17 protein-coding genes are annotated in these 22,387 nt (G+C 72.6%); 7 read left to right on the top strand and 10 right to left on the bottom strand.

The features are described from left to right. Positions 1-2 precede the first annotated feature (2 nt). The 3 genes from ACZ3ZE_RS27800 to ACZ3ZE_RS27810 all read right to left on the bottom strand — a co-directional run bounded on the left by ACZ3ZE_RS27800 (position 3) and on the right by ACZ3ZE_RS27810 (position 3,137). Positions 3-1,028, bottom strand: coding sequence for an amidohydrolase family protein (locus tag ACZ3ZE_RS27800; RefSeq protein WP_442306148.1), 1,026 nt, complete (start codon positions 1,026-1,028; stop codon positions 3-5). Positions 1,029-1,053: 25 nt separating this feature from the next. Further along, positions 1,054-2,265 carry a 4-hydroxybenzoate 3-monooxygenase gene (locus ACZ3ZE_RS27805; protein ID WP_442306147.1) on the bottom strand — a complete coding sequence of 404 codons (1,212 nt, stop codon included), beginning with the start codon at positions 2,263-2,265 and terminating at the stop codon, positions 1,054-1,056. Positions 2,266-2,369: 104 nt separating this feature from the next. Then, the gene (locus ACZ3ZE_RS27810; protein ID WP_467261166.1) at positions 2,370-3,137 is read right to left on the bottom strand and encodes an IclR family transcriptional regulator; all 768 of its coding nucleotides are present in this window, start codon (positions 3,135-3,137) and stop codon (positions 2,370-2,372) included. Between the two features lie 75 nt (positions 3,138-3,212). On the opposite strand from ACZ3ZE_RS27810, the gene ACZ3ZE_RS27815 reads away from it, so the two are divergent. Beyond that, on the top strand, positions 3,213-3,911 hold the full coding sequence (locus ACZ3ZE_RS27815; RefSeq protein WP_467261168.1) for a substrate-binding domain-containing protein: 699 nt from the start codon (positions 3,213-3,215) through the stop codon (positions 3,909-3,911). Between the two features lie 96 nt (positions 3,912-4,007). Here ACZ3ZE_RS27815 and xdhC read toward each other — a convergent pair whose 3' ends face one another. The 6 genes from xdhC to ACZ3ZE_RS27845 all read right to left on the bottom strand — a co-directional run bounded on the left by xdhC (position 4,008) and on the right by ACZ3ZE_RS27845 (position 13,864). Continuing rightward, positions 4,008-4,811 carry a xanthine dehydrogenase accessory protein XdhC gene (gene xdhC / locus ACZ3ZE_RS27820; RefSeq protein ID WP_467261170.1) on the bottom strand — a complete coding sequence of 268 codons (804 nt, stop codon included), beginning with the start codon at positions 4,809-4,811 and terminating at the stop codon, positions 4,008-4,010. A 1-nt stretch (position 4,812) separates the two neighbouring features. Beyond that, entirely contained in the window at positions 4,813-7,227 is a 2,415-nt protein-coding gene (xdhB, locus tag ACZ3ZE_RS27825) for a xanthine dehydrogenase molybdopterin binding subunit (protein WP_467261172.1), read from the bottom strand. Beyond that, positions 7,224-8,711, bottom strand: a complete 1,488-nt coding sequence (locus ACZ3ZE_RS27830; RefSeq protein ID WP_467261174.1) for a xanthine dehydrogenase small subunit — start codon at positions 8,709-8,711, stop codon at positions 7,224-7,226. Before ACZ3ZE_RS27830 ends, xdhB begins: the two co-directional genes overlap by 4 nt. 417 nt (positions 8,712-9,128) lie before the next feature. Beyond that, a complete protein-coding gene (locus ACZ3ZE_RS27835; protein ID WP_467261176.1) occupies positions 9,129-12,008 on the bottom strand; it encodes a type 2 lanthipeptide synthetase LanM family protein in 2,880 nt (959 codons plus the stop codon). Positions 12,009-12,141: 133 nt separating this feature from the next. After that, on the bottom strand, positions 12,142-12,345 hold the full coding sequence (locus ACZ3ZE_RS27840) for a DUF6229 family protein (protein WP_361630262.1): 204 nt from the start codon (positions 12,343-12,345) through the stop codon (positions 12,142-12,144). Positions 12,346-12,739: 394 nt separating this feature from the next. Then, a complete protein-coding gene (locus ACZ3ZE_RS27845) occupies positions 12,740-13,864 on the bottom strand; it encodes a serine/threonine-protein kinase (RefSeq protein WP_467261178.1) in 1,125 nt (374 codons plus the stop codon). A gap of 222 nt (positions 13,865-14,086) precedes the next feature. On the opposite strand from ACZ3ZE_RS27845, the gene ACZ3ZE_RS27850 reads away from it, so the two are divergent. From ACZ3ZE_RS27850 to ACZ3ZE_RS27860, 3 genes are all read left to right on the top strand, one after another. Continuing rightward, positions 14,087-14,311 (top strand): DUF6458 family protein, encoded by a 225-nt coding sequence (locus tag ACZ3ZE_RS27850; RefSeq protein ID WP_361630268.1) that lies wholly within the window; start codon positions 14,087-14,089, stop codon positions 14,309-14,311. A gap of 121 nt (positions 14,312-14,432) precedes the next feature. Further along, positions 14,433-14,786: a PRC-barrel domain containing protein gene (locus tag ACZ3ZE_RS27855; protein WP_467261180.1), complete on the top strand. Its 354-nt coding sequence runs from the start codon at positions 14,433-14,435 to the stop codon at positions 14,784-14,786. 265 nt (positions 14,787-15,051) lie between these two features. Further along, positions 15,052-15,213 (top strand): DUF5670 family protein, encoded by a 162-nt coding sequence (locus ACZ3ZE_RS27860; protein ID WP_361630274.1) that lies wholly within the window; start codon positions 15,052-15,054, stop codon positions 15,211-15,213. An 82-nt stretch (positions 15,214-15,295) separates the two neighbouring features. Here the strand turns inward: ACZ3ZE_RS27860 and ACZ3ZE_RS27865 are convergent, their stop codons facing one another. Next, entirely contained in the window at positions 15,296-15,523 is a 228-nt protein-coding gene (locus ACZ3ZE_RS27865; RefSeq protein WP_361630277.1) for a DUF5133 domain-containing protein, read from the bottom strand. Between the two features lie 287 nt (positions 15,524-15,810). On the opposite strand from ACZ3ZE_RS27865, the gene ACZ3ZE_RS27870 reads away from it, so the two are divergent. The 3 genes from ACZ3ZE_RS27870 (at position 15,811) to ACZ3ZE_RS27880 (ending at position 22,338) form a co-directional block, all read left to right on the top strand. After that, positions 15,811-19,287, top strand: coding sequence for a HAMP domain-containing protein (locus tag ACZ3ZE_RS27870; RefSeq protein WP_361630280.1), 3,477 nt, complete (start codon positions 15,811-15,813; stop codon positions 19,285-19,287). A 120-nt stretch (positions 19,288-19,407) separates the two neighbouring features. Continuing rightward, the gene (locus tag ACZ3ZE_RS27875) at positions 19,408-21,918 is read left to right on the top strand and encodes a SpoIIE family protein phosphatase (protein ID WP_467261182.1); all 2,511 of its coding nucleotides are present in this window, start codon (positions 19,408-19,410) and stop codon (positions 21,916-21,918) included. A 51-nt stretch (positions 21,919-21,969) separates the two neighbouring features. Further along, complete coding sequence (locus ACZ3ZE_RS27880; protein WP_442306181.1) at positions 21,970-22,338, top strand: STAS domain-containing protein; 369 nt, start codon at positions 21,970-21,972, stop codon at positions 22,336-22,338. Positions 22,339-22,387: the final 49 nt, after the last annotated feature.

The raw sequence follows: 22,387 nt of genomic DNA on the forward strand, positions 1-22,387 counted from the left end.
GGTCAGCGGCCGGCCGCGGCGAGGCGGGCGGCGAGGCGGGGGTAGACGCGCAGGGCGTTGCCGGAGTACACGGCGGCACGCTCCTCGTCCGACAGGTGCTCGGTGGCGTCGACGTAGCGCTTCGTGTCGTCGAAGTGGTGCCCGGTGTCCGGGTCGATGTCGCGGACCGCGCCGATCATCTCGCTGGCGAACAGGACGGACCGGCTGGGGATCACCCGGGTCAGCAGGTCGATGCCGGGCTGGTGGTAGACGCAGGTGTCGAAGAAGACGTTGTCCAGCAGCGTCTCGGGGTCCGGCCGGCCCAGAGCCATCGCCAGACCGCGGAACCTGCCCCAGTGGTAGGGCACCGCGCCGCCACCGTGCGGGATGACGAACCGCAGCGTCGGGAAGTCGGCGAACAGGTCGCCCTGGACCAGCTGCATGAACGCCGTCGTGTCGGCGTTCAGGTAGTGGGCGCCGGTGGTGTGGAAGGCGGGGTTGCACGAGGTGCTGACGTGGATCATGGCGGGGATGTCGTACGCGACCATCGCCTCGTAGAGCGGATACCAGCTGCGGTCGGTCAGCGGCGGCGCGGTCCACCGGCCGCCCGACGGGTCCGGGTTGAGGTTGACCGTCACCGCGCCGAGTTCCTCGACGGCGCGGCGCAGTTCGGGCAGGCAGGTCGCGGGGTCGACGCCAGGGGACTGCGGCAGCATCGCACCCATCGCGAAGCGGTCCGGGTAGAGCGTGCTGACGCGGTGGACGAGGTCGTTGCAGATCCGCGCCCAGGTCGACGAGGTCTCGAAGTCGCCGATGTGGTGGGCCATGAAACTGGCCCGCGGGGAGAAGATGGTCAGGTCGCTGCCGCGCTCGTCCATGAGCCGCAGCTGGTTGCTCTCGATCGCCTGGCGCAGGTCGTCGTCACTGATGACCAGGGAGTCGGGATCGGGCGCGTCCTCCGGGGTGCCGACCGCCGCCACCTGCCGGTCCCGCCACTGCGCCAGCTGCGGCGGCGCCGTCGTGAAGTGACCGTGACAGTCGATGATCATGGGTTGTCTCCTGAAGTCGTCGGGATCAGCCCAGGGAGCTGACGGGCCAGCCGGTGTACTGCTCGGCGAGATAGGCGCGACCGGCCTGCGTGCCCACGACGTTGTCGAGCTCGCCGAGCTGGCGCCGCAGGTCGAACGGCGAGGCACCGGGCGCCGTGTGCAGCAGCTGGGTCATCCAGTGCGAGAAGTTCTGCGCCCGCCACACCCGCTGCAGCGCGCGCGGCTGGTACTCGTCAAGACCGGCCTCGCCCGCGGGGCCGAGTGCCCGCAGGAGGACATCGGCCAGCACCTTCACGTCGTGCAGCGCGAGGTTGAGCCCGCGGGCACCGGTCGGCGGCACGGTGTGCGCGGCGTCCCCGGCGAGCACCAGCGAACCCCAGCGCATCGGCTCCTGCACGAAGGACCGGAACCGCAGCACCGTCTTCTCGGTGATCGGCCCCTCCTTCAGCCGGAAGCCGTCCTCACCGGCCACCCGGGCCTGAAGCGTCTCCCAGACGCGGTCGTCCGACCAGGCGTCGACGGACTCGTCGGGGGAGCACTGGAAGTACATGCGCTGCACGGACTCCGTGCGCTGGCTGATCAGCGCGAAGCCGTGCTCGGAGTGGGCGTAGACCAGCTCGGGCGCGCTCATCGGCGCCTCGGCGAGGATGCCGAACCACGCGAAGGGGTACTCCTTGCCGTACCGCACCCGCCGCTCCTCCGGCACCAGATTGCGGCACATGCTCCGCGACCCGTCCGCACCGACCACGTACCGCGCGCGGATCTCGTGCCGGGACCCGTCGGGCGCGGTGTAACGCACCCGGGGAGCGCCGGTCGTGACGTCGAGGACCTCGGTGTCCCTGACCCCGAAGTGAACCGTGCCGCCGTCGCGGTCCCGCGCGTCGGCCAGATCGACGAACACGTCCGTCTGCGGGTAGAGCCACACCGACTCCCCGACCAGCTCCTTGAAGTGGATGCGATGCGGCCGGCCGCCGAACCGGAGCTCGGTGCCCTCGTGCTCGTGGCCCTCGCGCAGGATCCGGTCGGAGACGCCCGTCTCGACCAGATCCCGGGCCGCGTCGGCCTCCAGGATGCCCGCCCGCTGCGTCGTCTCGATCTCACGCCGGGTGCGGGTGTCGATCACGATCGTGTCGACTCCCGCGCGCCCCAGCAGGTGCGCCAGCATCAGGCCCGCTGGGCCGGCCCCGACCACAGCGACGGGAACCGAGGCAACGGTGTCGACGACGGCATCAGCCATGGCATCTCCTGGGAAACTGCGAACGTTCCGAACACGTCGAACGTTGGCACCCGGCGCCGCGGCCAGTCGCTGCCGTTTCCGTCAGGCGGAAGCCTGGTCGGAACTCAGGCAGTCGTGCGCGTACGCCGCCCCAGCTCGTCGGAGATGCCCTGCACGGCCCTCGAGAGCGGCTCCCGCAGCTTGCGCGCATGGCCCGCTCCATGGGCCGTGATCACGATCCCCAAAGCGGCACTGACAGGCCCCCTCCGACCGATCCGCACGGGCCCCGCCACAGCGACCGTGGTCTCCGAGAGCTGCCGGTCGCTGACGAAGACCTGCTCGCGGCGGATCCGGTCCAGCTCCGTGCGCAGCGCCTTCGGATCGATGACGGTATGCGGCGTCCAGGACCGCAGCGGCGAGTCGAGAACCTCCTCCTGGATCTCTGACGGCGCGTGAGCCAACAGCACCCTCCCCATCCCGGTCGAGGCGATCGGGAAACGGGTCCCCACCATGGTCAGCAACTCCACCGACCGATGCCCCGCGATCCGTTCGACGAACACGAGCTCCGTGCCCTCGCGCACCGCGAGCTGGATGTTCTCGTGGGTCACCTCATAGAGATCCTGCATGAACGGCAGCGCCACATCCCGCAGAATCTGGGTACGCGGGCACCCCGAGGCGATCTCCCAGAGCCGCAGCCCGACATGCCACGCCCCGTCGTCGCCCCGCTCCAGCACGCCCCAACTCGCCAGCTCCGCCACCACCCTGTGCGTGGTGCTCAACGCCAGACCCGTACGCTGAGCGACCTCCGACAGCGTCTGCGAAGGGTGCTCACGGTCGAAGGCCGAGAGGACCTTGAGGACTTTTCCTGCCGCGGAGATCTGGGTTGCGCTCACGCGGCCAGTCTCGCAGACCGGCGTTGAGCAGCCCGACTTCCCGCCGTACCATCTGCCGCACACCAAGGAGACCATGTGAACCGAGAGATCTCCGGACTGTCCTCGATGGCGACCCGGCCGATCCTGGCCGAACTGTCCGAGCACATCCGGCTCGCCCACGGAATCCCCGTCCGATTCGAGGCCGCCGGCGGGGTCGAGACCGCACGGCGCGTACGCGAGGGCGCGGAGGCCGACCTGCTCGTGCTCGCCGACGGAGCGCTGGCCGCGCTGGAAGAGCAGGGGCACCTCGTGGCCGGTACCGTGCGCCCGCTGTGGATCTCCCAGGTCGTCGCCGCCGTCCCGGAGGGAACACCCATCCCAGCACTCGGCTCCGCATCCGACCTGCGGGCCGCTCTCCTGTCCGCGAAGAAGATCGCCTACTCCACAGGCCCGAGCGGGGCGGCACTCGTCGACCTGATCAGCAGCCTCGACCTCACCGACACGCTCGGCGGCCGCCTCGTCCAGGCCCCACCAGGTGTGCCCGCCGGCAGCCTGCTGTCGTCCGGACAGGCCGACCTGGCCTTCCAGCAGCACAGCGAGCTGATGGACCTGCCGGGCGTCGTGATCGTCGGCCCCCTGCCGGGCGACACCGCGATCAGCTCGCTCTTCAGCGCGGGGGTACTGAGGTCCTCCACCCAGCCGGAGCGAGCCCGCGAAGTCCTCGACCTCCTCGGCTCCGACACGGCGACGAGGACCGCGCGTGCCCGAGGCATGCGGGCGCCAGGGGCCGAATGACCAGAAGTACGCACGAACGTACCCGCCGCCGGACCCGGCCTCAACGGGGGTGGGGCCGCGCCGGCACACAAGCGGGCGCCGATCTCCCCGCCCCACTCAGCCGGTCTCGAACCCGCGCAGCAGATCCGCCGCGACACTGACCGCGATCGTCGCGGGCTCCTTGCCGGTGATGTCCGGCAGGCCGATCGGGGTCTTGATGCGGTCGATGTCGGCGTCGTCGTGCCCGCCCTCGGTGGCGAGGCGCTTGCGGAACCGTGACCACTTGGCCGCCGAGCCGATCAGCCCGATGGAGCCGAGATGGCTCGTGCGCAGGGCGGCATCGCACAGCGCGGCGTCCTCGGCGTGGTCGTGGGTCATGATCAGGACGTGGGTGCCGGGCGGCAGTGTCTCCAGGACCTCTTCGGGCAGCAGCGGCGTGTGGTGCACCCGTACCTGCGCGACGGCGTCCGCGAGTACGGCGAGCCGCTGCGTGGTGAGGGTGTCGGCGCGGCTGTCGATCAGGTGGAGGTCCAGGTCGTGACGGGCCAGGATCCGGGCCAGTTCGAGTCCCACGTGCCCGACGCCGAAGATCGCCACCGCCCGTACCACCGGCAGGGGTTCGAGCAGCACCGACACCGTGCCGCCGCAGCACTGCACCCCGTGGCGGTTGGTCACCTTGTCGTTGAGGGCGAAGTCGATGAGCTCCGGTTCCGGCGCGGCCGAGGCGATCATCTCCCGGGCCCGGTCGATCGCGACGGCCTCCACGTTGCCTCCGCCGATCGAGCCCCAGGTCTCGGTCCGTCCGACGACCAGCTTCGCGCCGGCGTCGCGCGGGGCGTGGCCGCGCACGGTCGCGACGGTCACGAGCACGCCGGCCTCCCGGCGTGCCCGCAACCGCGCGACCGCGGCGAACCACGTCATGTCAGGCACCCCGCAGGGCGTCCGCGCCCGCCCGCGTACCGTCTTCGGCACCGCTCGGGGCGTCCCCGCCCGCCCGCGCACCCTGTTCGGCGCCGCGCCGGGCGGTCTGGACCGCCCAGTACACCGCCTCCGGCGTCGCGGGCGAGGCCAGCTCGACGCCGATCCCGGCCGGCCCGAACGCAGCGGCGGCCTGCCGCAGCGCCTCCCGGACGGAGAAGGCCAGCATCAGCGGGGGCTCGCCCACCGCCTTGGAGCCGTAGACCGCGCCCTCCTCCGCCGCGTTCCGCAGCAGCGTGACGTGGAACTCCTCGGGCATCTCGGAGAAGCTCGGCAGCTTGTACGTACTCGCCGCCTGAGTGAGCAGACGCCCGCGGTTCGGTCCGTCGCCGGTGTCCCAGCGCAGGTCCTCCAGGGTGAGCCAGCCCGCGCCCTGCACGAAGCCGCCCTCGATCTGGCCGATGTCGATCAACGGGGAGAGGCTGTCACCGACGTCGTGCACGATGTCCACCCGCCGGATCCGGTACGCGCCGGTGAAGCCGTCCACCTCCACCTCGGCCGCGGCGGCGCCGTGGGCGAAGTACTTGAAGGGGGAGCCGTGGAACGACTTCGCGTTCCAGTGCAGCCCTTCGGTGCGGTAGAAGCCGGCCGCCGACAGCTGGACGCGCTGGAGGTAGGCGGTCCGCACCAGCTCGTCCCAGCCGAGCTCCGTGTCGCCGCCCAGGCCGCGCGCGACGCCCTCGACGATGCGGACGTCCGCGGCGTTCCTGCCGAGCCGCGTCGCGGCCACCCGCAGCAGCCGCTCGCGCAACTGCTCGCAGGCGTTCTTCACCGCCGCGCCGTTGAGGTCGGTTCCCGCGCTGGCGGCGGTCGCGGAGGTGTTGGGCACCTTGTCGGTACGCGTCGGGGCGAGGCGCACCTTGTGCGGCGGGATGCCGAGCGTGGTGGCCGCCACCTGGAGCATCTTGGTGTGCAGGCCCTGGCCCATCTCGGTGCCGCCGTGGTTGATCAGGACGGAGCCGTCCTTGTAGATCAGCACCAGCGCGCCGCCCTGGTTGAACGCGGTGAGGTTGAAGGAGATGCCGAACTTGAGGGCGGTGAGGGCGAGGGCCCGCTTCGTGTGCGGGTGTGCGGCGTTGAAGGCGGCGATCTCCCGCTGCCGGTCCGCGATGCCGCCGTTCTCCTTGACCTGCTCCCAGACGGCGGTGATGCGTTCCGGCTGGACGACGGGCTGCCCGTACGGTGTGGACTGGCCCGGCCGGTAGAAGTTGCGCTCCCGCAGCTCCGTCGGGTCCAGGCCGAGCAGCGGCGCGCACCGGCCCATGATGTCCTCGATCACGAGCATGCCCTGGGGTCCGCCGAAGCCGCGGAAGGCCGTGTTGGAGACCTTGTGGGTTCGGGCGATCCGGCCGGTGACGCGGGCGTTGGGGAGCCAGTACGTGTTGTCGATGTGGCACAGGGCGCGGGCCACCACCGGTTCGGACAGGTCCAGGCTCCAGCCGCCGTCCGCGGTGAGCGTCGCGTCGAGGGCCTGGATGTGTCCCTCGGCGTCGAAGCCGATCTTCCACGAGGCGTGGAAGCCGTGCCGCTTGCCCGACATCGTCAGGTCCTGGGTGCGGTTGAGCCGGACCCGCACGGGCCGGCCGGTCAGCCGGGCGCCGAGCGCGGCGACGGCCGCGAACCCGTGCGGCTGCATCTCCTTGCCGCCGAAGCCGCCGCCCATCCGCAGGCACTGCACGGTCACCTCGTGACTGTGCAGGCCGAGGACGTGCGCGACGATCTCCTGGGTCTCGGAGGGGTGCTGGGTGCTGCTCTGGACGAAGACCTGACCGGCCTCGTCGATGTGGGCGAGCGCCGCGTGCGTCTCCAGGTAGAAGTGCTCCTGGTCGGAGAACCGCAGGTCGCCGGTGAACACGTGCGCCGAGTCGGCGAAGCCGGCGTCCACGTCACCGGTCTCCATGACTGGCCGGGCGCCGTGGAAGCTCTCCGCGGCGATGGCCTCCGCCAGGGAGATCAGGGAGGGCCGTTCGTCGAGCTCCACCTCCACGGCCGCGGCCCCGAGCCGGGCCGCCTCCAGCGTCTCGCCGAGCACCCAGGCGACCGCGTGCCCGTGGAACATGACCTCGTCGGGGAAGAGGGGCTCGTCGTGCTTCATCCCGGCGTCGTTGACGCCGGGCACGTCGGCGCCGGTCAGCACGCGCACCACCCCGGGCACGGAGAGCGCGGGCGCGGTGCGCAGCGCGGTGATCCGGCCGTGGGCCCGCATGACCTGCACCGGATACGCGTGCAGGACGTCCTTGGTGCGGTGCACCAGATCGTCGGTGTAGAGGGCCGTGCCGGTGACATGCTGGGTCGCGCTCTCGTGCGGCATCGGGAGGCCGACGACGGGCTTGTCGGGGCGTTCGGACAACTGGCTCATGACGACACCGCCTCGGTGGTTCGCGCGTACAGCTTCAGCAGGCTCTGGCCGAGCATCGCGGAGCGGTAGGCGGCACTGGCCCGGTGGTCGTCCATCGGCGTGCCCTCCTCCCGCAGCACGGGCGCGACGGCCTCGACGGTCTTCGCGGTCCACGGCCGCCCGACGAGGGCCGCCTCGGCCGCCAGGGCACGGATCGGAGTGGCGGCGACGCCGCCCAGCCCGATCCGCGCCTCGCGGACGACGCCGTCCACGACGTCGAGCGCGAAGGCGACCGCCACGCTGGAGATGTCGTCGAAACGCCGCTTGGCGATCTTGTGGAACGCGGTGACCGGCGACAGCGGCAACGGTACGCGGACGGCACGGATCAGCTCGCCGGGACGCCGCACGCTCTGTCGGTAGCCGGTGAAGTACTCGGCGAGGGGCACCTCGCGCTCCGCGTCGGCGTCGGCGAGCACGAGCGAGGCGTCGAGCGCGAGGAGCACCGGCGCGCTGTCACCGATGGGGGAGCCGGTGCCCAGGTTCCCGCCGAGGGTGGCCCCGTTGCGGATGAGCCGGGACGCGAACTGCGGGAACAGCTCGGCGAGCAGCGGCACCCGGCCGTCCAGCCGCCGCTCGATCTCGGTGAGGGTCAGCGCCGCCCCGATCTCCAGGACATCGGACCCGACGCGCAGCTCCCGAAGCTCCGGAAGACGGTCGACGGCCACCACGCAACGGGCGCGCCGCGACCGGATGTTCACCTCCACACCCCAGTCCGTCGATCCGGCGACCACCACCGCGTCCGGCCGCTCGCGCAGCAGGCGCAGCGTCTCGGCCAGGGTCTCCTTGCGGAGGAACACGCTGTCGCTCTGGGCGTACGAGGTGGCCACCGGCGCGGGCGGCGCCTGCTCGCGGCGCTGCGCGAGAGGGTCCCCGTCGGTGGGCGCGCCGACGGCGAACGCGGCGTCGCGGATCGGCCGGTAGCCGGTGCAGCGGCACAGGTTGCCGCTCAGCGCGTGCAGGTCGAAACCGTTCGGGCCGTGTTCGGCGTCGCAGGCACCGTCGGCGCCCTTGTCGGCGCCGCTCTCCGTGCCGGTGTGGGCGCGGCGGTCGGGCCGGTAGTACTCGGCGGCCATGCTGCAGACGAACCCCGGCGTGCAGTAGCCGCACTGGGATCCGCCGCGGACCGCCATCTCCTCCTGGACGGGGTGAAGGGTGGGCGGGGTGCCGGGGGCTCCGGGGGTGGCGAGGCCTTCGGAGGTGACGACCTCCTGGCCGTCGAGGGCCGCGACCGGGACCAGGCAGGCGTTGACGGCCACCCAGTCGGTGGGCTTGTTCACGCCGGGTCGGGCCACCAGCACCGAACAGGCGCCGCACTCGCCCTCGGCACAGCCCTCCTTGGTGCCGGTCAGTCCGCGCTCGCGCAGGAAGTCCAGCACCGTGGTGTGAGGCGGAGCCGGTGCGAGGGGCGCCTCTTCCCCGTTGACAGTGATACGCGCCGTTACCAAGACGGGCCCCCGATGAAGTGCGCGATGGGTCGATGGATCATGTTCGCCAATGTCGGGCAGCTTTCTGTGCTCGGACGCGCCACAGGACAGGAGAGGGCGCGGAACGGCACGCGGCAGGCGTGCCGGAAGGGTGAAGGGCGAAGGGCGAAGAGGGGGAGAACCCGGGGAGGCCCCGGGGAAAGCACGGTGAACGGCGCCGTCAGCAGCCGTGGGCGATACGCCCGGGGACCCAGGCCGCGGTGTGGGCGAGGCGTGTCAGATCGGAGCAGGTGTCCATCCGCCGGTCGCCTCCTCGCGGGCGTCGTGGGTCGATGATGACCGCAAGCTAATGCCCGGCGATCACAGCGTCAAGAGCGTCCGCCTCACCCTCGAAGCCGATGAATCGGGCGAGATCGCGATGCGATGGACCATCCCGCCCTACGACTTCGACGCCGAAGACGGGTGACGAGCAGAGGTGTCCGGGCCCTCAGGGAGGGCGAGGAGGAGGGGCGAGCCCAGCCGGGCGTCCGGGTGCATGCCGAGCAGGTGGTGCACCACCCCGGACAGGCCGGGGAGCAGCCCGGGTGTGAACGCCTCCTTGGCGAGACCGCCGACCGGGCCCCGCTGTTCGATGCCGGTGAGCAGTTCGCCGTCGGCCCGCGCGGCCGACGGGCCCTCGTAGCCGTCCAGGGCACGCAGGCGGTGCAGGAGTTCCGACAGGCCGAGGTCGCCGTGGCACAGGGTGTGGCTCCAGCCGAAGCCCTCGCGCAGGCCGGCCGGGCCCGAGCGGAGCGCCGTACGCAGGTGCCGGGCATCGCCCGTACGCGCGTGGAGGTCGATCGCGGCCAGCCCGATGCCCGTACTCCCGTGGCACCAGGCGGTGGGGTGGTCCACGTCCCCTCCGATCCGCGCGTCGACCCAGGCGGCCACCTCCGGCGCGTACAGCGACTCCTCGAAGTCGTGTGCCAGGGAGCCGAGTTCCTGCCAGCGGTCCCGGTCGGCCGGACTCCCGGCCGCGGAGAGACCGAGCCGGGTCAGGGCCCATCCGGCCCCGGTGGCGCCATGGGCGAACCCGCCGATGCCCTCCGGGAACATGACAGTGGACCACCGCGCTCCGCGGTCGTTCACGACCGCCGTCCGCTCCAGCTGCCGGCCCGCCTCCGCTGCGACGTCCAACCACCTTTCCTCGCCGGTGAGTTCGGCGAGGTCGAGGAGTGGGACCGGTACGCCGGCCGCACCGCTGAGCACGTCCAGTGCCCGGTCCTCGGCCAGGACCGCCGGAGTCAGCAGCGCGGCTCTGGCGCGGGCCCGGTCCAGCAGTCCGGGCGTCCCGAGGAGGCGGTGCAGCGCGGCCCAGGTCCACACCTGGGAGGCGATGCCGGTGAACCCGCCGATCTGACGGGTCGGCGTCGAGTCCTCGGTGGCGGCCAGCACTTCCAGGGTGCCGGTCAGCACGGATTCGACGTCGTGCACCTGGTCGGCCCGTCCGGCGCGCTGCTCCCGCAGGTACGCGGCGAGCGCGACGGCGACACCGCCCTGCCCGGTGTAGAGGTCCGCGCCGAGCGGGCGGATCGCCCAGCCGTAGTCCGTGAGTACGGGACTGATCCAGGTCGCTGTGGCGTCGGTGCCGCGTACGGCGGCCGCGCAGACCGTCCCCACGGCCTCAGCCGCGAGCGCGCGCCGGCGTCGGTCCAGGTCGTTGGCGTGCGGGGAGCGGGCGGGTGTGCGTACCCGTCCGGGAAGGCGGCGCTCGTTCAGGTAGGCACCGACCAGCGCGCTGCGAATGGTGTCCCGCTCGCGTGGCAGGTCCGCGTGCCGCCACCCCGCCAGGGAGGAGGACAGCAGCTCCGCGTCCACCCGCGTGTCGAACACGGGGACGTCTCCGACGAGGAGGTCCGCGATCTCCAGGTCGATCACCGCCGGTTCGCGGGGCGCGCCCGGGGCGGCGAGGGCGTTGCGGTGGAGGATGTCCCGGGCCCGTGCAAGGGCGGCGTCGGGGTCGTGCAGAGAGGCGGGGTGCCAGAGCATCCGGCCGATGTCCGTGTACGTCTGGGTGGGCCGGCGGATCCGGCGCACCCGGCAGCCCGCGAACCTGTTTACGAGCGGGCCGAGTTCGCCGGTCGCGTCGAGCCCGGCCAGGGCTGCGGCGACCGCGTCGAAGCCGGCCAGCACCCGGTCCCAGTGGCGGATCAGCACAGGCTCGGGGCTGGGGTGGTTGCGCGCCGGCGGCAGGTCCACCTCGTCGACCTCCAGCCGCGCGGTGTCCCGCCCTCCGTCCGTGATGACCGGGACGCGGATGCGCGGCTGCTGCCCGGGCAGGCCGCCGGCCGCCGAGAGGTCCACCCCGGCCAGGGCGTACCCGTCGGTGCGCAGCGGAAGGATCCCGGTCCGCAGCACGGTGGTGCGGATCGTCCGGGCGGCCTGGTCGACGGCGTCGCCCCGCCCACTCGGCGCGACGTCGATGTCCGGGGTGAACAGGGCCTCGGCGTCGACCACGACGGGCACCGGGCCGTCGGCCACCAGGTTCTCGGCGTGGAGGTCGGTTCCGCCGAGCAGGCGCATCACCGCCAGCCAGCCGCCCAGGCCACGGTAGAAGCGGGCCAGCTCCGCCTCGTCCCGGCAGTAACGGTGCTCGACATGCTCGGCCCAGCCGTAGCCGTCGCGGACCACCACCCTCGGCACGCCCAGGTCCTCGGCGCCGGGGACGGCTTCGACGAAGGCACGGAGGGCGGCGTCCACCGCCACAGGCCGCGGCTTGTACATGACGGCGGCGTCCTCGAAGACCAGCCGGGCCACGGCCCGCCCGCCGTGATGGGTGTCCCCGCGGGCGAGTTCCACGCCGCGCAGCGGACCCGGATCGGCGCCGAGCAGACCGGCGACGGCCCGCCGGTCGTCGCCGAACCGGACCCCCAGCTCCACGGCCCCGTCGATCAGCAGCCGCCCGGAGTCGAGGGCCCGCGGATGCAGCGCCGGGTACCGTCGCCGCAGGGCCTCGCCGAAGCACGGGGCGCAGGCGCGCGTGAGGAAGGCGTCCCAGCGGGCGGACGGGTCGGCGCCCGGCAGCTCGCCGGCCAGGGAGGCGGCCCGTAGCTCCAGCAGCAGTACGCGGTTGAGCCGAAGCTGGAGGGTACGGCGGAGGGCGTCGCGTGCCGCCTCGCGCAGCACCTCGCGCTCCTCGGGGGCCAGCCCGGTGATCTGCGGCAACCGGCGGTCCAACTCCATGAACAGAGGCTCCGCGAAGGTGTCGACCGGACCCGCGAACCACCCTTCGGGGGGCGGCCCTTCGGCCGCGCGGGCCGCTGCCACGGATTCCACCATGTTGAGTCCTCTCCTGACGGCTGGGGCGGTCTGCCGCGCACCGGGCCGCCCGGACGCTGAGGCCCGGCCGGCCCGGCCGGGGAACCCGCGGCGGGCTCCCCGGATGGTGCGTTCGGTGCGGTGCGGCGGCTCGTCAGCAGCAGTAGCTGTGCAACGAACCCGTACAGCTGCTGCACCCCGTCAGCAGGGCCTCCGTGCCGTCGGTGAGCGCGGCCTCGCCGGCGGCGCCGCCGACGTAGAGCGGGCCGGCCGGATTGTCGGAGCCGAAGGCCGTTTCGGCGCCCTGGAGCCAGGCGGTGACGATGTCGTCCGTACGCGTCGCGGACATGAGGGGCATGGATTCCTCCTGTGTTTCGACGGAATGGCGCGGAGCTCCAGAATCCACCGGAGGCACCTCATCCGGGATCCGCCAGAACCGGCCAATCACCCGAGGGCGGTCCACGCGGCGCCAGGCCGCCCTGACACCTTCCTCACGCCGTCGGCAGAAACGTGCCGAGGCCGGGCGCGGCAGGGGTAAGCCGCTGGGTAGAAGGCATCCCGCCCCTCCGGACCACCGGATCCCACTGCACCGCCGCGTGCCCCCGAGCGTACGGCGACCGCGCCCGTCACGGGGCGCGGTCCACGTACATCCAGCCAAGCACCGTCCGGCAGACGGACACCGTGAGAATTCGAGCCGCCACCGGCCCGGGTGGGCTGCCCGACGGGGCCGCTGCCGGGCCACCCGAGAGGCGTCAGGCGGGACGGCGCGGCTCGTCCGTGCCAGGGGCGGGCGGGGCCGGGGCCGTCGTCCCGGCCCGGTGGGCCGGTCCCGCGCCGTGGTCCGGCGTCGCGTGGCCCGCCGGCCGTGCCGCGGTCGTACCGCCTCCCGCGGGGACGCTGTCCAAGGCGCCGGGCATCGTGAGTCCGAGGGCGGCCAGGCCCGCGGCCACGACGCGGGTGCGCCGGGGGAGGCCGGCCCGCCCGCCGCGCCGGGCGGCGGCGCGGGTGCGTGCGGTGCTCGCGTGGTGGGCCGGGCGAGCCGGCACCCGCGGGTCGGCCAGGGCCCGGGCACAGGCCCGGGCGTCGGGCCGGACCTCGGGCGCCTGGGCGGTCATCGCCCTGAGGAGTCCGGCGAGCTCTGCCGGCAGGCCCTGCGGGAGCACCGGAGGGCGGTCCAGATGCGCGAGCGCGGCCTCCAACGGCGTTCCCCCGTACTCCGCTTCGCCTTTCAGGGCTTCCAGGAGCACGAGACCGAGGCTGTACACGTCGGCCGAGGGGCCCGTGGGCCGGGCCAGGGCCTGTTCCGGAGCCATGTAGGACGCGGTGCCCGTCAGTCCGCCGTGATCGGCCGGAGCGGGCCCGTCGGCCGTGCCGAAGGGGCGGGCTATGCCGAAGTCGACGAGGTGTGGGGCGTCCGCGCCGTCCAGGATGATGTTCGACGGTTTGACGTCGCGGTGGACGACACCGCGTGCGTGCACATGGGCGAGCGCCGAGGCCAAGGACGCCCCGAGGCGGCAGGTCTCGGCGGGGGAGAGGGGGGCGCGTTCGATGCGCCGGCGCAGGGTCGTCCCCCGCACGAGCTCCATCACCAGGTACGGGTGGCCCTGGTCGCGGCCGGAGTCGTAGAGGGTCACCAGGCCGGGGTGCCGCAGCCGGGCCAGCAGCCGGCCCTCCTGCTCGCACTGCGCCTCCGGCCGGCCGGCGGGCGAGGACCGGAACAGCTTCACGGCCACGGCCCGTCGCAGACGCAGGTCCAGCGCCTCGTACACGTCGGCGGCGCCGCCGCGTCCCACCATGCCGTCGAGCCGGTAACGGCCGGCGACGTCGTGAACCGTCAGCCGGAGATCCGGATGGATGGGCCTCGCACGGACCTGCATCGGTTCTCCCTGGGGGTGATTTTCGGCCTTGAGGTGCCGGCCCTCGGCCGGTGTCGCGCCGTGCTCGGGCGCGTGGTCCTCCAAGTGACGCGTGCCCCGTCGAGCCGTGAACATCCCCGTGCGCACACGGGGACGGGGTCGCCCACAGCGTGTGGCCGATCGGCGTGAACCACGGAAGCCCGGGTACGCGGACGTCATCCAACCCCGATGGAGGGAGCAACCATGGGTCTGGGAGCGTTCATCATCCTGATCGCCGGCGGGGCCATCCTCACCTTCGCCACCGACTGGGAGCTCGAAGGAGTCGACCTCGATCTGGTCGGGATCATCCTGATGGCGGTCGGCATCATCGGAACCGCCGTCTACACCAGCGTCCTTCGCCGCCGCCGCTTGGTCGTCCCGCCCGTGGCCCCCACGGCCACCGAGGACGAGCGGCGCGGCCTGCTCTGAGCGGTGCGGCTCATGGCGCGGAGGTGTGCGGAGACCCGCACCGTCCGCGGCGGCGCACTCCACTCACCCGTACAGAAGCGACGGACACGACTCACGCGAACCGATGGAGGGTGGCACAGCAGTGACCGACCACGGATGGACCTACAGCATCGAGTCCGGCCACCTGGCGGGCACCGATCTCACCGGATGGCGGGTCGAGGCGGCCGACGGCCACATCGGAAAGGTGGACAAACACTCCGACGAGGTCGACGACGCCTATCTGGTCGTGGACACGGGAGTCTGGATCTTCGGCAAGGAGGTGCTGATCCCGGCGAGCGCGGTGACCCGCGTCGACCTCGACGCCCACACCGTCCACCTCGGCCTGGCGAAGGAACAGGTCAGGGAGGCACCCGAGTTCCACTCCGACAAGCACCTCGCCGACCGGCAGTACCGCGAGGACCTCGTGGCGTACTACCGCGGCGGCGGCCCGTTCTAGCGCCGCGCTGCGCGGGGCGGACGTCCCGCGCGAGGAGGTTTGCGGCGGGCGGGCCCGGCGAGACGAGTCGGGGAGCGTGGTCACACGCCGGTTCTGAGGGAGGCGGGATCCCCGCCTCCCCGGTCGGCCGCGCACTCCCTCCTCGCGCGCCCCGTGCACTCCGCCCCCCCGTGCGCCGTTTGCACTCTGTCCCCGTGCGCCCCGCGCACGCCACCCACCCCGTCCATCCGTCCCTGGACACCCGATACTTCAGGAGGTTATACGTATGATTCCCCTGCTGCTCGTTCTCCTTCTCGTCCTGCTGCTCTTCGGCTTCGGCTTCGCGATCAAGGCGCTCTGGTGGATCGCTGTGATCGTGCTCGTCCTGTGGCTGCTGGGCTTCGTGGCCCGGCCCAAGGGGGGTACGGGCCGTTGGTACCGCTGGTAGGCGGCCCGCCCCCGGCGAGTCCCGTAGGGCATGAGCGAGCCCGGCGCCTTCCGGAAGGAGGGCGCCGGGCTCGTCCGTGTGCTCAGGCGGTCAGTACGGAGTCGTCCTCGGGGCGCGCGCCCGGGAGGCGGTGGCGGGCCGCGATCAGCGCCGTGTCCACGTCGCGTGTGCCGGTGGAGACGCACAGGGTGTACGCCAGGTCGTCCATGCGCCGGCGCACCTCGTCGCCGCCTTTCTCGGCCTGGAGCGCCTGGAGCGTCTCGTACTGTTCGATCAGACTGCGCAGAACCACGGGATGGGCCATGAGCACGTGTTGCTCCCCTCGTCGGCGGGGCGTCGGCCGCCCGGCTCGACGCGTCGTGTACCCGGGCCCCGGCACCGCATGCCGACGAGCGCCGAGCCGGCCGGCCGACGACGTGTTCCGGCCGCCTGACGCAGCACCGCTCTCCTCCTGTCGATCACGGAAGGGTAGGGTCGTCATCATTGCCATACGGCAACGGTCTGAGGCCGGAGCCGTCATGGGAACGCGGGTGGCGAAGCACGGCATCGTGTCCTCGCCGCCCGTGAGCGGAAGCCTGACGGCGAACGAGGATGGGCATGTCTGAGATGACGATCAAGGGCTCCTCGATCGAGGGGCGGCCCGGGCCGGGCGCCGTGCCGGAGCCCCAGCTCCGGCAGTTCCTGGCCGGCCTCACGGCGGTGCGGGACGGTGACTTCGGCACCCGCCTGCCCGACGAGGCGGACGGCCTGATGGGCGAGATCTCCAGGGTCTTCAACGGCATGGTCGACCAGCTCTCCCTGTTCACGTCCGAGGTCACGCGGGTGGCCCGCGAGGTCGGCACGGAAGGAACGCTGGGCGGGCAGGCCGTGGTCCCCGGCGTCTCCGGTTCCTGGGCCGACCTGACCGACTCGGTGAACGCCATGGCCGGCAACCTCACCACCCAGGTCCGCGACATCGCCCAGGTGGCCACCGCCGTCGCCAGGGGAGACCTCTCCCAGAAGATCGACGTGGACGCGCGGGGAGAGATCCTCGAACTCAAGAACACCATCAACACGATGGTCGACCAGCTCTCCTCCTTCGCCGACGAGGTCACGCGCATGGCGCGGGACGTGGGCACGGAGGGCATCCTCGGCGGTCAGGCCGACGTGAAGGGTGCTTCCGGCACCTGGCGGGATCTGACGGACTCGGTCAACTCCATGGCGGGGAACCTCACCGCACAGGTGAGGGCGATCGCCCACGTCGCCACCGCCGTCGCCAACGGCGATCTGTCGAAGAAGATCGCCGTGGACGCGCGTGGCGAGATCCTGGCGCTGAAGACGACCATCAACACCATGGTCGACCAGCTGTCCTCGTTCGCCGCCGAGGTGACCCGCGTGGCCCGGGAGGTCGGCAGCGAGGGCCGGCTCGGCGGGCAGGCGGAGGTGGAGGGCGTCTCGGGCACCTGGAAGCGCCTGACCGAGAACGTCAACGAACTCGCCGGGAACCTCACCCGCCAGGTGCGCGCGATCGCCGAGGTCGCCAGCGCCGTCGCCGAGGGCGACCTGACCCGCTCGATCACCGTCGAGGCCTCGGGCGAGGTGGCCGAGCTCAAGGACAACATCAACGCGATGGTCGGCTCGCTGCGGGAGACCACCCGGGCCAACCAGGAACAGGACTGGCTGAAGTCCAGCCTGGCGCGGATCTCCGCGCTGATGCAGGGCCACCGTGACCTGGCCGTCGTCGCCGAAGTCGTCATGGACGAACTGACCCCGCTCGTGGCCGCCCAGTACGGCGCCTTCTACCTGGCGGAGGAGGGAGCGGACGGCGTCGAGCTGGGACTCGTCGGCTCCTACGGACGTCCCGCCGGCGACCGGGGCAAGGACCGCTTCCGGCTGGGCGAGTCGCTCGTCGGGCAGGCCGCCCGCAGCCGCCGCACCATCGCGGCCGAGAACGTCCCCGCCGACTACGTCACCATCTCCTCGGGTCTCGGCCACACCTCCCGCGGCAGCCTGGTGGTGCTGCCGATCGTCGTCGAGGACCAGGTCCTCGGCGTCATCGAGCTGATGTCCTTCAGCCCCTTCACCTCCGTGCACCGGGACTTCCTGGAACAGCTCATGGAGACGGTGGGCGTCAACCTCAGCACGATCGTCGCCAACGCCCGTACGGACGAACTCCTGGACGAGTCCCAGCGGCTGGCCGGCGAACTGCGTTCCCGGACCGAAGAGCTCCAGGTGCAGCAGGAGGAACTCCAGCGCTCCAACGCCGAACTGGAGGAGAAGGCGGCCCTGCTCGCGACGCAGAACCGCGACATCGAGGCCAAGAACCTCCAGATCGAGCAGGCCCGGCAGGAGATCGAGGACCGCGCCCAGCAGCTCGCGCTGGCCTCGAAGTACAAGTCCGAGTTCCTGGCCAACATGAGCCACGAACTGCGCACCCCGCTGAACAGCCTGTTGATCCTGGCGCAGCTGCTGGCCCAGAACCCGACGCGAAACCTCACGGCCAAGCAGGTGGAGTACGCCGGCATCATCCACTCGGCCGGATCCGACCTGCTCCAGCTGATCAACGACATCCTCGACCTGTCCAAGGTCGAGGCCGGGAAGATGGACTTCAACCCGGAGCGCGTGCCGCTGCGCCGGCTTCTCGACTACGTCGAGGCCACCTTCCGGCCCCTCACCTCGCAGAAGAGCCTCGCCTTCACCGTCTCCACCGCCGCGGGCATCCCCGTCGACCTGGTCACCGACGACTCGCGGCTCCGGCAGGTGCTGCGGAACCTCCTGTCCAACGCCGTCAAGTTCACCGAGCACGGCAGCGTCGAACTCCGCATCGAACCCGTGTCGGACGACGCCCTCCCGGCGACCGTCCACCGGAGCGGCCCGGTCGTCGCCTTCCGCGTCACCGACACCGGCATCGGCATCGCCCGCGAGAACCTGGAGGCGATCTTCGGCGCCTTCCAGCAGGCCGACGGGACGACCAACCGCAAGTACGGCGGCACGGGCCTCGGCCTGTCCATCAGCCGCGAGATCGCCTATCTGCTCGGCGGCGCCCTCACGGTCGCCAGCGTGCCCGGAGAGGGCAGCACCTTCACCCTCTACCTGCCGGTCACCCGCCCCGACTTCACCGAGCACCCCGCGTCCGCCGGCCCGACGGCGGACGGCCGAGCGCTCCCTCCGGCCGAAGGGCCGGACCGGGACGACACGCCCACCCTCCGCACGCGGCCCGGCGCGCCGTCGGCCCGGCCGGCGCGGCGCCTGCTCGTGATCGAGGAGCGCCCGCGCGGGCTCCTCGCGCTCGTCGCCGAGAACGCCGTCACCGAGCTCGCCGCCGACGGCGGGCGGGCCGACCGGGAGGACGTCGAACTGATCGCGGTCGTCGGCCCCCAGGAGGCGGCCACCGCGCTGGCCACCGAGCCGTTCCACTGCGTCGTGCTCGATGTCGACATGGCGGACGGCGACGCCCTGCGCTTCCTGGACGCCATGGACGGCGACGAGGCCCTGCGTACCGTCCCCGTCCTCGCCCACAACAACCGCCGCATGGCCGCCGAACAGGAGCGCGCCCTGCAGGAACTGGCCCGCCGGCGGCCGTTGGAACTCCTGTCCAGCCTCGACGAACTGCGTGAGCGGATCGCCCTGCACCTCTCCGCCGAGCAGCCCGGCGACGTCGTGCCGCTGGTCCGGGGGGAACACCAGGCCCCTGAACCGCAGACCATCGACACCACGCTGCGCGGCCGCACCGTCCTGGTGGTCGACGACGACGCCCGCAACCTCTACGCCCTCAGCGGCATCCTGGAACTGCACGGCATCGCGGTCCTGCACGCCGAGAACGGCCGGAAGGGGATCGAGGCCCTGCTCGCGCACCCGGCCGTCGACCTGGTCCTGATGGACGTGATGATGCCGGAGATGGACGGCTACACGGCGACCGCGCGGATCAGGGAGATGCCGCAGTTCGCGCGCCTGCCCGTCATCGCGGTCACCGCCAAGGCCATGCCGGGGGACCGGGAGAAGAGCCTCGCCGCGGGTGCCAGTGACTACGTGACCAAGCCCGTCGACGCCGACGAACTCATCGCCTGCGTCGGCCGCTGGCTGAACGACGGCTAGTCCCGTGGGCGCCCTTACCGGCCCGCACCGCACCCCGCGGCGGGCACCGCGTCTTCCCGGCGCGCCCCGTCCCCGTCCGTCCGGCGGCCCCGATGCCGCCCTACCCGAGGAGCCGTCGACGTGAGTGGCCCCGACCGCCGTGGCGGAGACCTGTCCGCCGTCCCCCTCGGGGCGGGTGCTCCCGCGCCGGACGCGGCCGCGGCGGCCGACCGCGTACCCGCCCCCACCGACGGCGAACGGCTGACGGAGCGGGAGCGCGGGACGGTCGGCCGGCTGACGGCCACCGTGGAACGGCTGCGTGGCGAGGTGCGGGCCGCCCACGCGGCGGCCGAGGGGCGTGCCCTGGTCGAGCTCGCCAAGGGAGTGCTCGTCGAGCGCCTGGGGTGCGGCCCCGCCCAGGCGGACCGGCAACTCGCCGAGCTGGCCGCGCGGGCCGGGCTCTCCCCGCTGGAGCTGGCCGCGGACATCATCAACCAGGCGGCCCGTGACCGGGTCGCCGAGGTCACCGGCGACTTCCTCAGGGCGGCCGTCGGCGAGGACGAGGCTGCGGGCGAGCCCGGCGATCACGGTGCTTCCGGCCCGGCCGCCGGGTCCGACGCCTCGGTCGGGGTACGCCTGCGTACGGCCGAGAGCGCGGCGCTCAGCGCGGGCGACACCCAGTCCGTCGCGGAGTCGCTGCTGGCCCACGCCCTCGAACCCCTGGGCGCCGTCGCCGTCGCGATCTGGACCACCGGCCCGGACGCCTCGCTGAGCCTGCGCGGCCACGCCGGCTTCGGCTCCGACGAGGCGGCCCGCTGGCACCACGTACCCCCGGGCGTGACCACCGCCGCCCGGCAGGCGCTCACCGCCCGCCGTACGGTCCGGTATCCCTCCCTGGCAGCCGCCGGGATCCCTTCGATCGGACGCGCACGCCACCCCGACGGCGGCCGGGTCGTCGTCCCCGCCGGGACCGGCGGCCGCATCCACGGCGTGCTGGAGATCTGCTGGGCCCGCCCCCTGGACCCGCAGCCCCAGGCCGTGGAGCGCCAGCTCGAAGCCCTCGCCGAGCTCTGCGCCCACACCTTGGAAGCCCTTCCCCCGCAGGCCGCGCCGACGGGTCTGCTCGTCCCCGGCGCGGACGCGGCGCTGGAACTGGCCGAACTCGCCGACGGGCTCCACGACCCCGCCCTCGTGCTCACCCCCCACCTGGACGAGGAGGGGAGGCTGGCCGACTTCCGCATCCGGCACGCCAACGCGCGCTTCCAGGACCCGGCCGGCCGGCCCCGGAGCGCCGTCGACGGGGCGCTGCTCCTGGAGGCGTACCCCGCGACGGCGGGCGGGACCGAACTCTTCGAGAGGATCGAGCGGGTCTACGCCACGGGCGAGCCCTTCCGGTCCCGGCGGACGCGGCTGACCGCGCTCGTGGACCAGGTGCCGCTCTCCTCGCTCGCCGACATCAGCATCAGCCGGCACGGGGGCAGCGTCTTCCTCATCTGGCGCATCGAGGACGAGTCGGCGCGCCTCGCCAGCCTCCTCCAGCATGCCCAGCGGCTCGGCCGGGTCGGCGCGTTCGAGGAGGACGTGCTCACCGGCGAGATCACCTGGAACGGGCAGCTCTTCGAGCTCTTCGGGCGGGAGGAGAAGGAACCACCCGTCTCCCTGCGTGACCTGGCGGCCCATGCCCATCCCGACGAGGCGGACACCATACGGCGGTTCCTCCACTCCGTCCTGCACCAGCGGCGGGCGAGCTCGACGGCCTTCCGGCTCCTGCGCCGGGACGGGGTCACGCGTCACATCCGGGTGATCGCCGAACCCGCCTTGGGCGCCGACGACCAGCTCCAGGCGGTCCGGGGCGCCTACCAGGACATCTCGGCGCAGCACTGGACCGAGGTCGCCCTCATGGCCACCCGCGACCGTCTCGTCGCCACGGAGGAGGAGGCGGCGGAACGCCACCGGCTCACCCTCCAGCTCCAGCACGCCATCATGCCCCCGGCCAAACCGCCGCTCGACGCGCCGGGACTCGCCGTCGCCGTGCGCTACCGCCCGGCCGAGTCGGAGTCCATGGTCGGCGGCGACTGGTACGACGCCGTCGTGCTGCCGTCCAAGAAGGTGCTGCTGTGCGTCGGTGACGTCGCCGGCCACGGCGTGGAGGCCGCCACCGGGATGGTCGTGCTGCGCAACGCCCTGCGCGGTCTCGCCGTCACCGGCGCGGGGCCGGGACAGCTGCTGACCTGGCTGAACACCGTCGCCCACCATCTCACGGCCCAGGTCACGGCCACCGCCGTCTGCGGCGTCTACGACCCCGAGAGCCGCACCTTGCGCTGGGCCCGTGCGGGGCACCTGCCGCCGGTGCTCGTCCGGGGGAGCGAGGCGGCCGACCTGCCGCTGCTCGGGGGAATGCTCCTGGGGGCTCTCGCCGAAGCCGAGTACGAGGAGGCGGAACTCCGGCTCGAACCCGAGGACACCGTCCTGATGTACACCGACGGTCTCGTCGAGCGGCGGGACACCTCCGTGCACGATTCCGTCGCCCAGCTGCTGGCCACCGCCCGACTGCCCGCCGACAGTCTCGAAGGGCGGCTGGATCTGCTGCTGTCGCGCAGCAAGTCGGACACGGACGACGACACGTGTCTGATCGGTGTCCAGGTGACCTGAGCGCCGATCGCCCACCCCCACCCCCGGTCCCCACCTTGGAAAGCAGGGAACATGTCCGAGCGAGAACCCAACCTGGACGTCGGCGTCACGATCCGTGACGCCGACACGGCGGTGCTGGCCCTGGCGGGTGAGCTCGACATGGAGAGCGCCCACCTGCTCCAGGACGAACTGAGCGAACAGCTGCGGCAGAAGCGAGCCCATCTCGTCCTCGATCTCTCCGCACTGGGCTTCATGGACTCCTCCGGTCTGAACGTCCTGATCAGAGCGCTCCACCAGGCACGCGCGCTCGGCGGAGACGTGCACCTCGCCGCGCCGACGTCGGCGGTGCGACGCATCCTGGAGATCACCGGCGTGACGACCACGATCCCGCCGCACGCCGACCTGGCCGAGGCGCTGGCCGCCGCCGGCGCCGCGAGATAGACCACGCGACGGACACAGGTGGCGGGACCGGTGCCACGGGACCGCGCCA

This window comes from Streptomyces sp. NPDC023157 (assembly GCF_055560575.1).

Coding starts and splice junctions, on each gene's coding strand:
- ACZ3ZE_RS27880 (WP_442306181.1), top strand. CDS start 21,970: ATGTCCGAGCGAGAACCCAACCTGGACGTCGGCGTCACGATCCGTGAC.
- xdhB (WP_467261172.1), bottom strand. CDS start 7,227: ATGAGCCAGTTGTCCGAACGCCCCGACAAGCCCGTCGTCGGCCTCCCG.
- ACZ3ZE_RS27850 (WP_361630268.1), top strand. CDS start 14,087: ATGGGTCTGGGAGCGTTCATCATCCTGATCGCCGGCGGGGCCATCCTC.
- ACZ3ZE_RS27860 (WP_361630274.1), top strand. CDS start 15,052: ATGATTCCCCTGCTGCTCGTTCTCCTTCTCGTCCTGCTGCTCTTCGGC.
- ACZ3ZE_RS27845 (WP_467261178.1), bottom strand. CDS start 13,864: ATGCAGGTCCGTGCGAGGCCCATCCATCCGGATCTCCGGCTGACGGTT.
- ACZ3ZE_RS27805 (WP_442306147.1), bottom strand. CDS start 2,265: ATGGCTGATGCCGTCGTCGACACCGTTGCCTCGGTTCCCGTCGCTGTG.
- ACZ3ZE_RS27835 (WP_467261176.1), bottom strand. CDS start 12,008: ATGGTGGAATCCGTGGCAGCGGCCCGCGCGGCCGAAGGGCCGCCCCCC.
- ACZ3ZE_RS27800 (WP_442306148.1), bottom strand. CDS start 1,028: ATGATCATCGACTGTCACGGTCACTTCACGACGGCGCCGCCGCAGCTG.
- xdhC (WP_467261170.1), bottom strand. CDS start 4,811: ATGACGTGGTTCGCCGCGGTCGCGCGGTTGCGGGCACGCCGGGAGGCC.
- ACZ3ZE_RS27840 (WP_361630262.1), bottom strand. CDS start 12,345: ATGCCCCTCATGTCCGCGACGCGTACGGACGACATCGTCACCGCCTGG.
- ACZ3ZE_RS27870 (WP_361630280.1), top strand. CDS start 15,811: ATGTCTGAGATGACGATCAAGGGCTCCTCGATCGAGGGGCGGCCCGGG.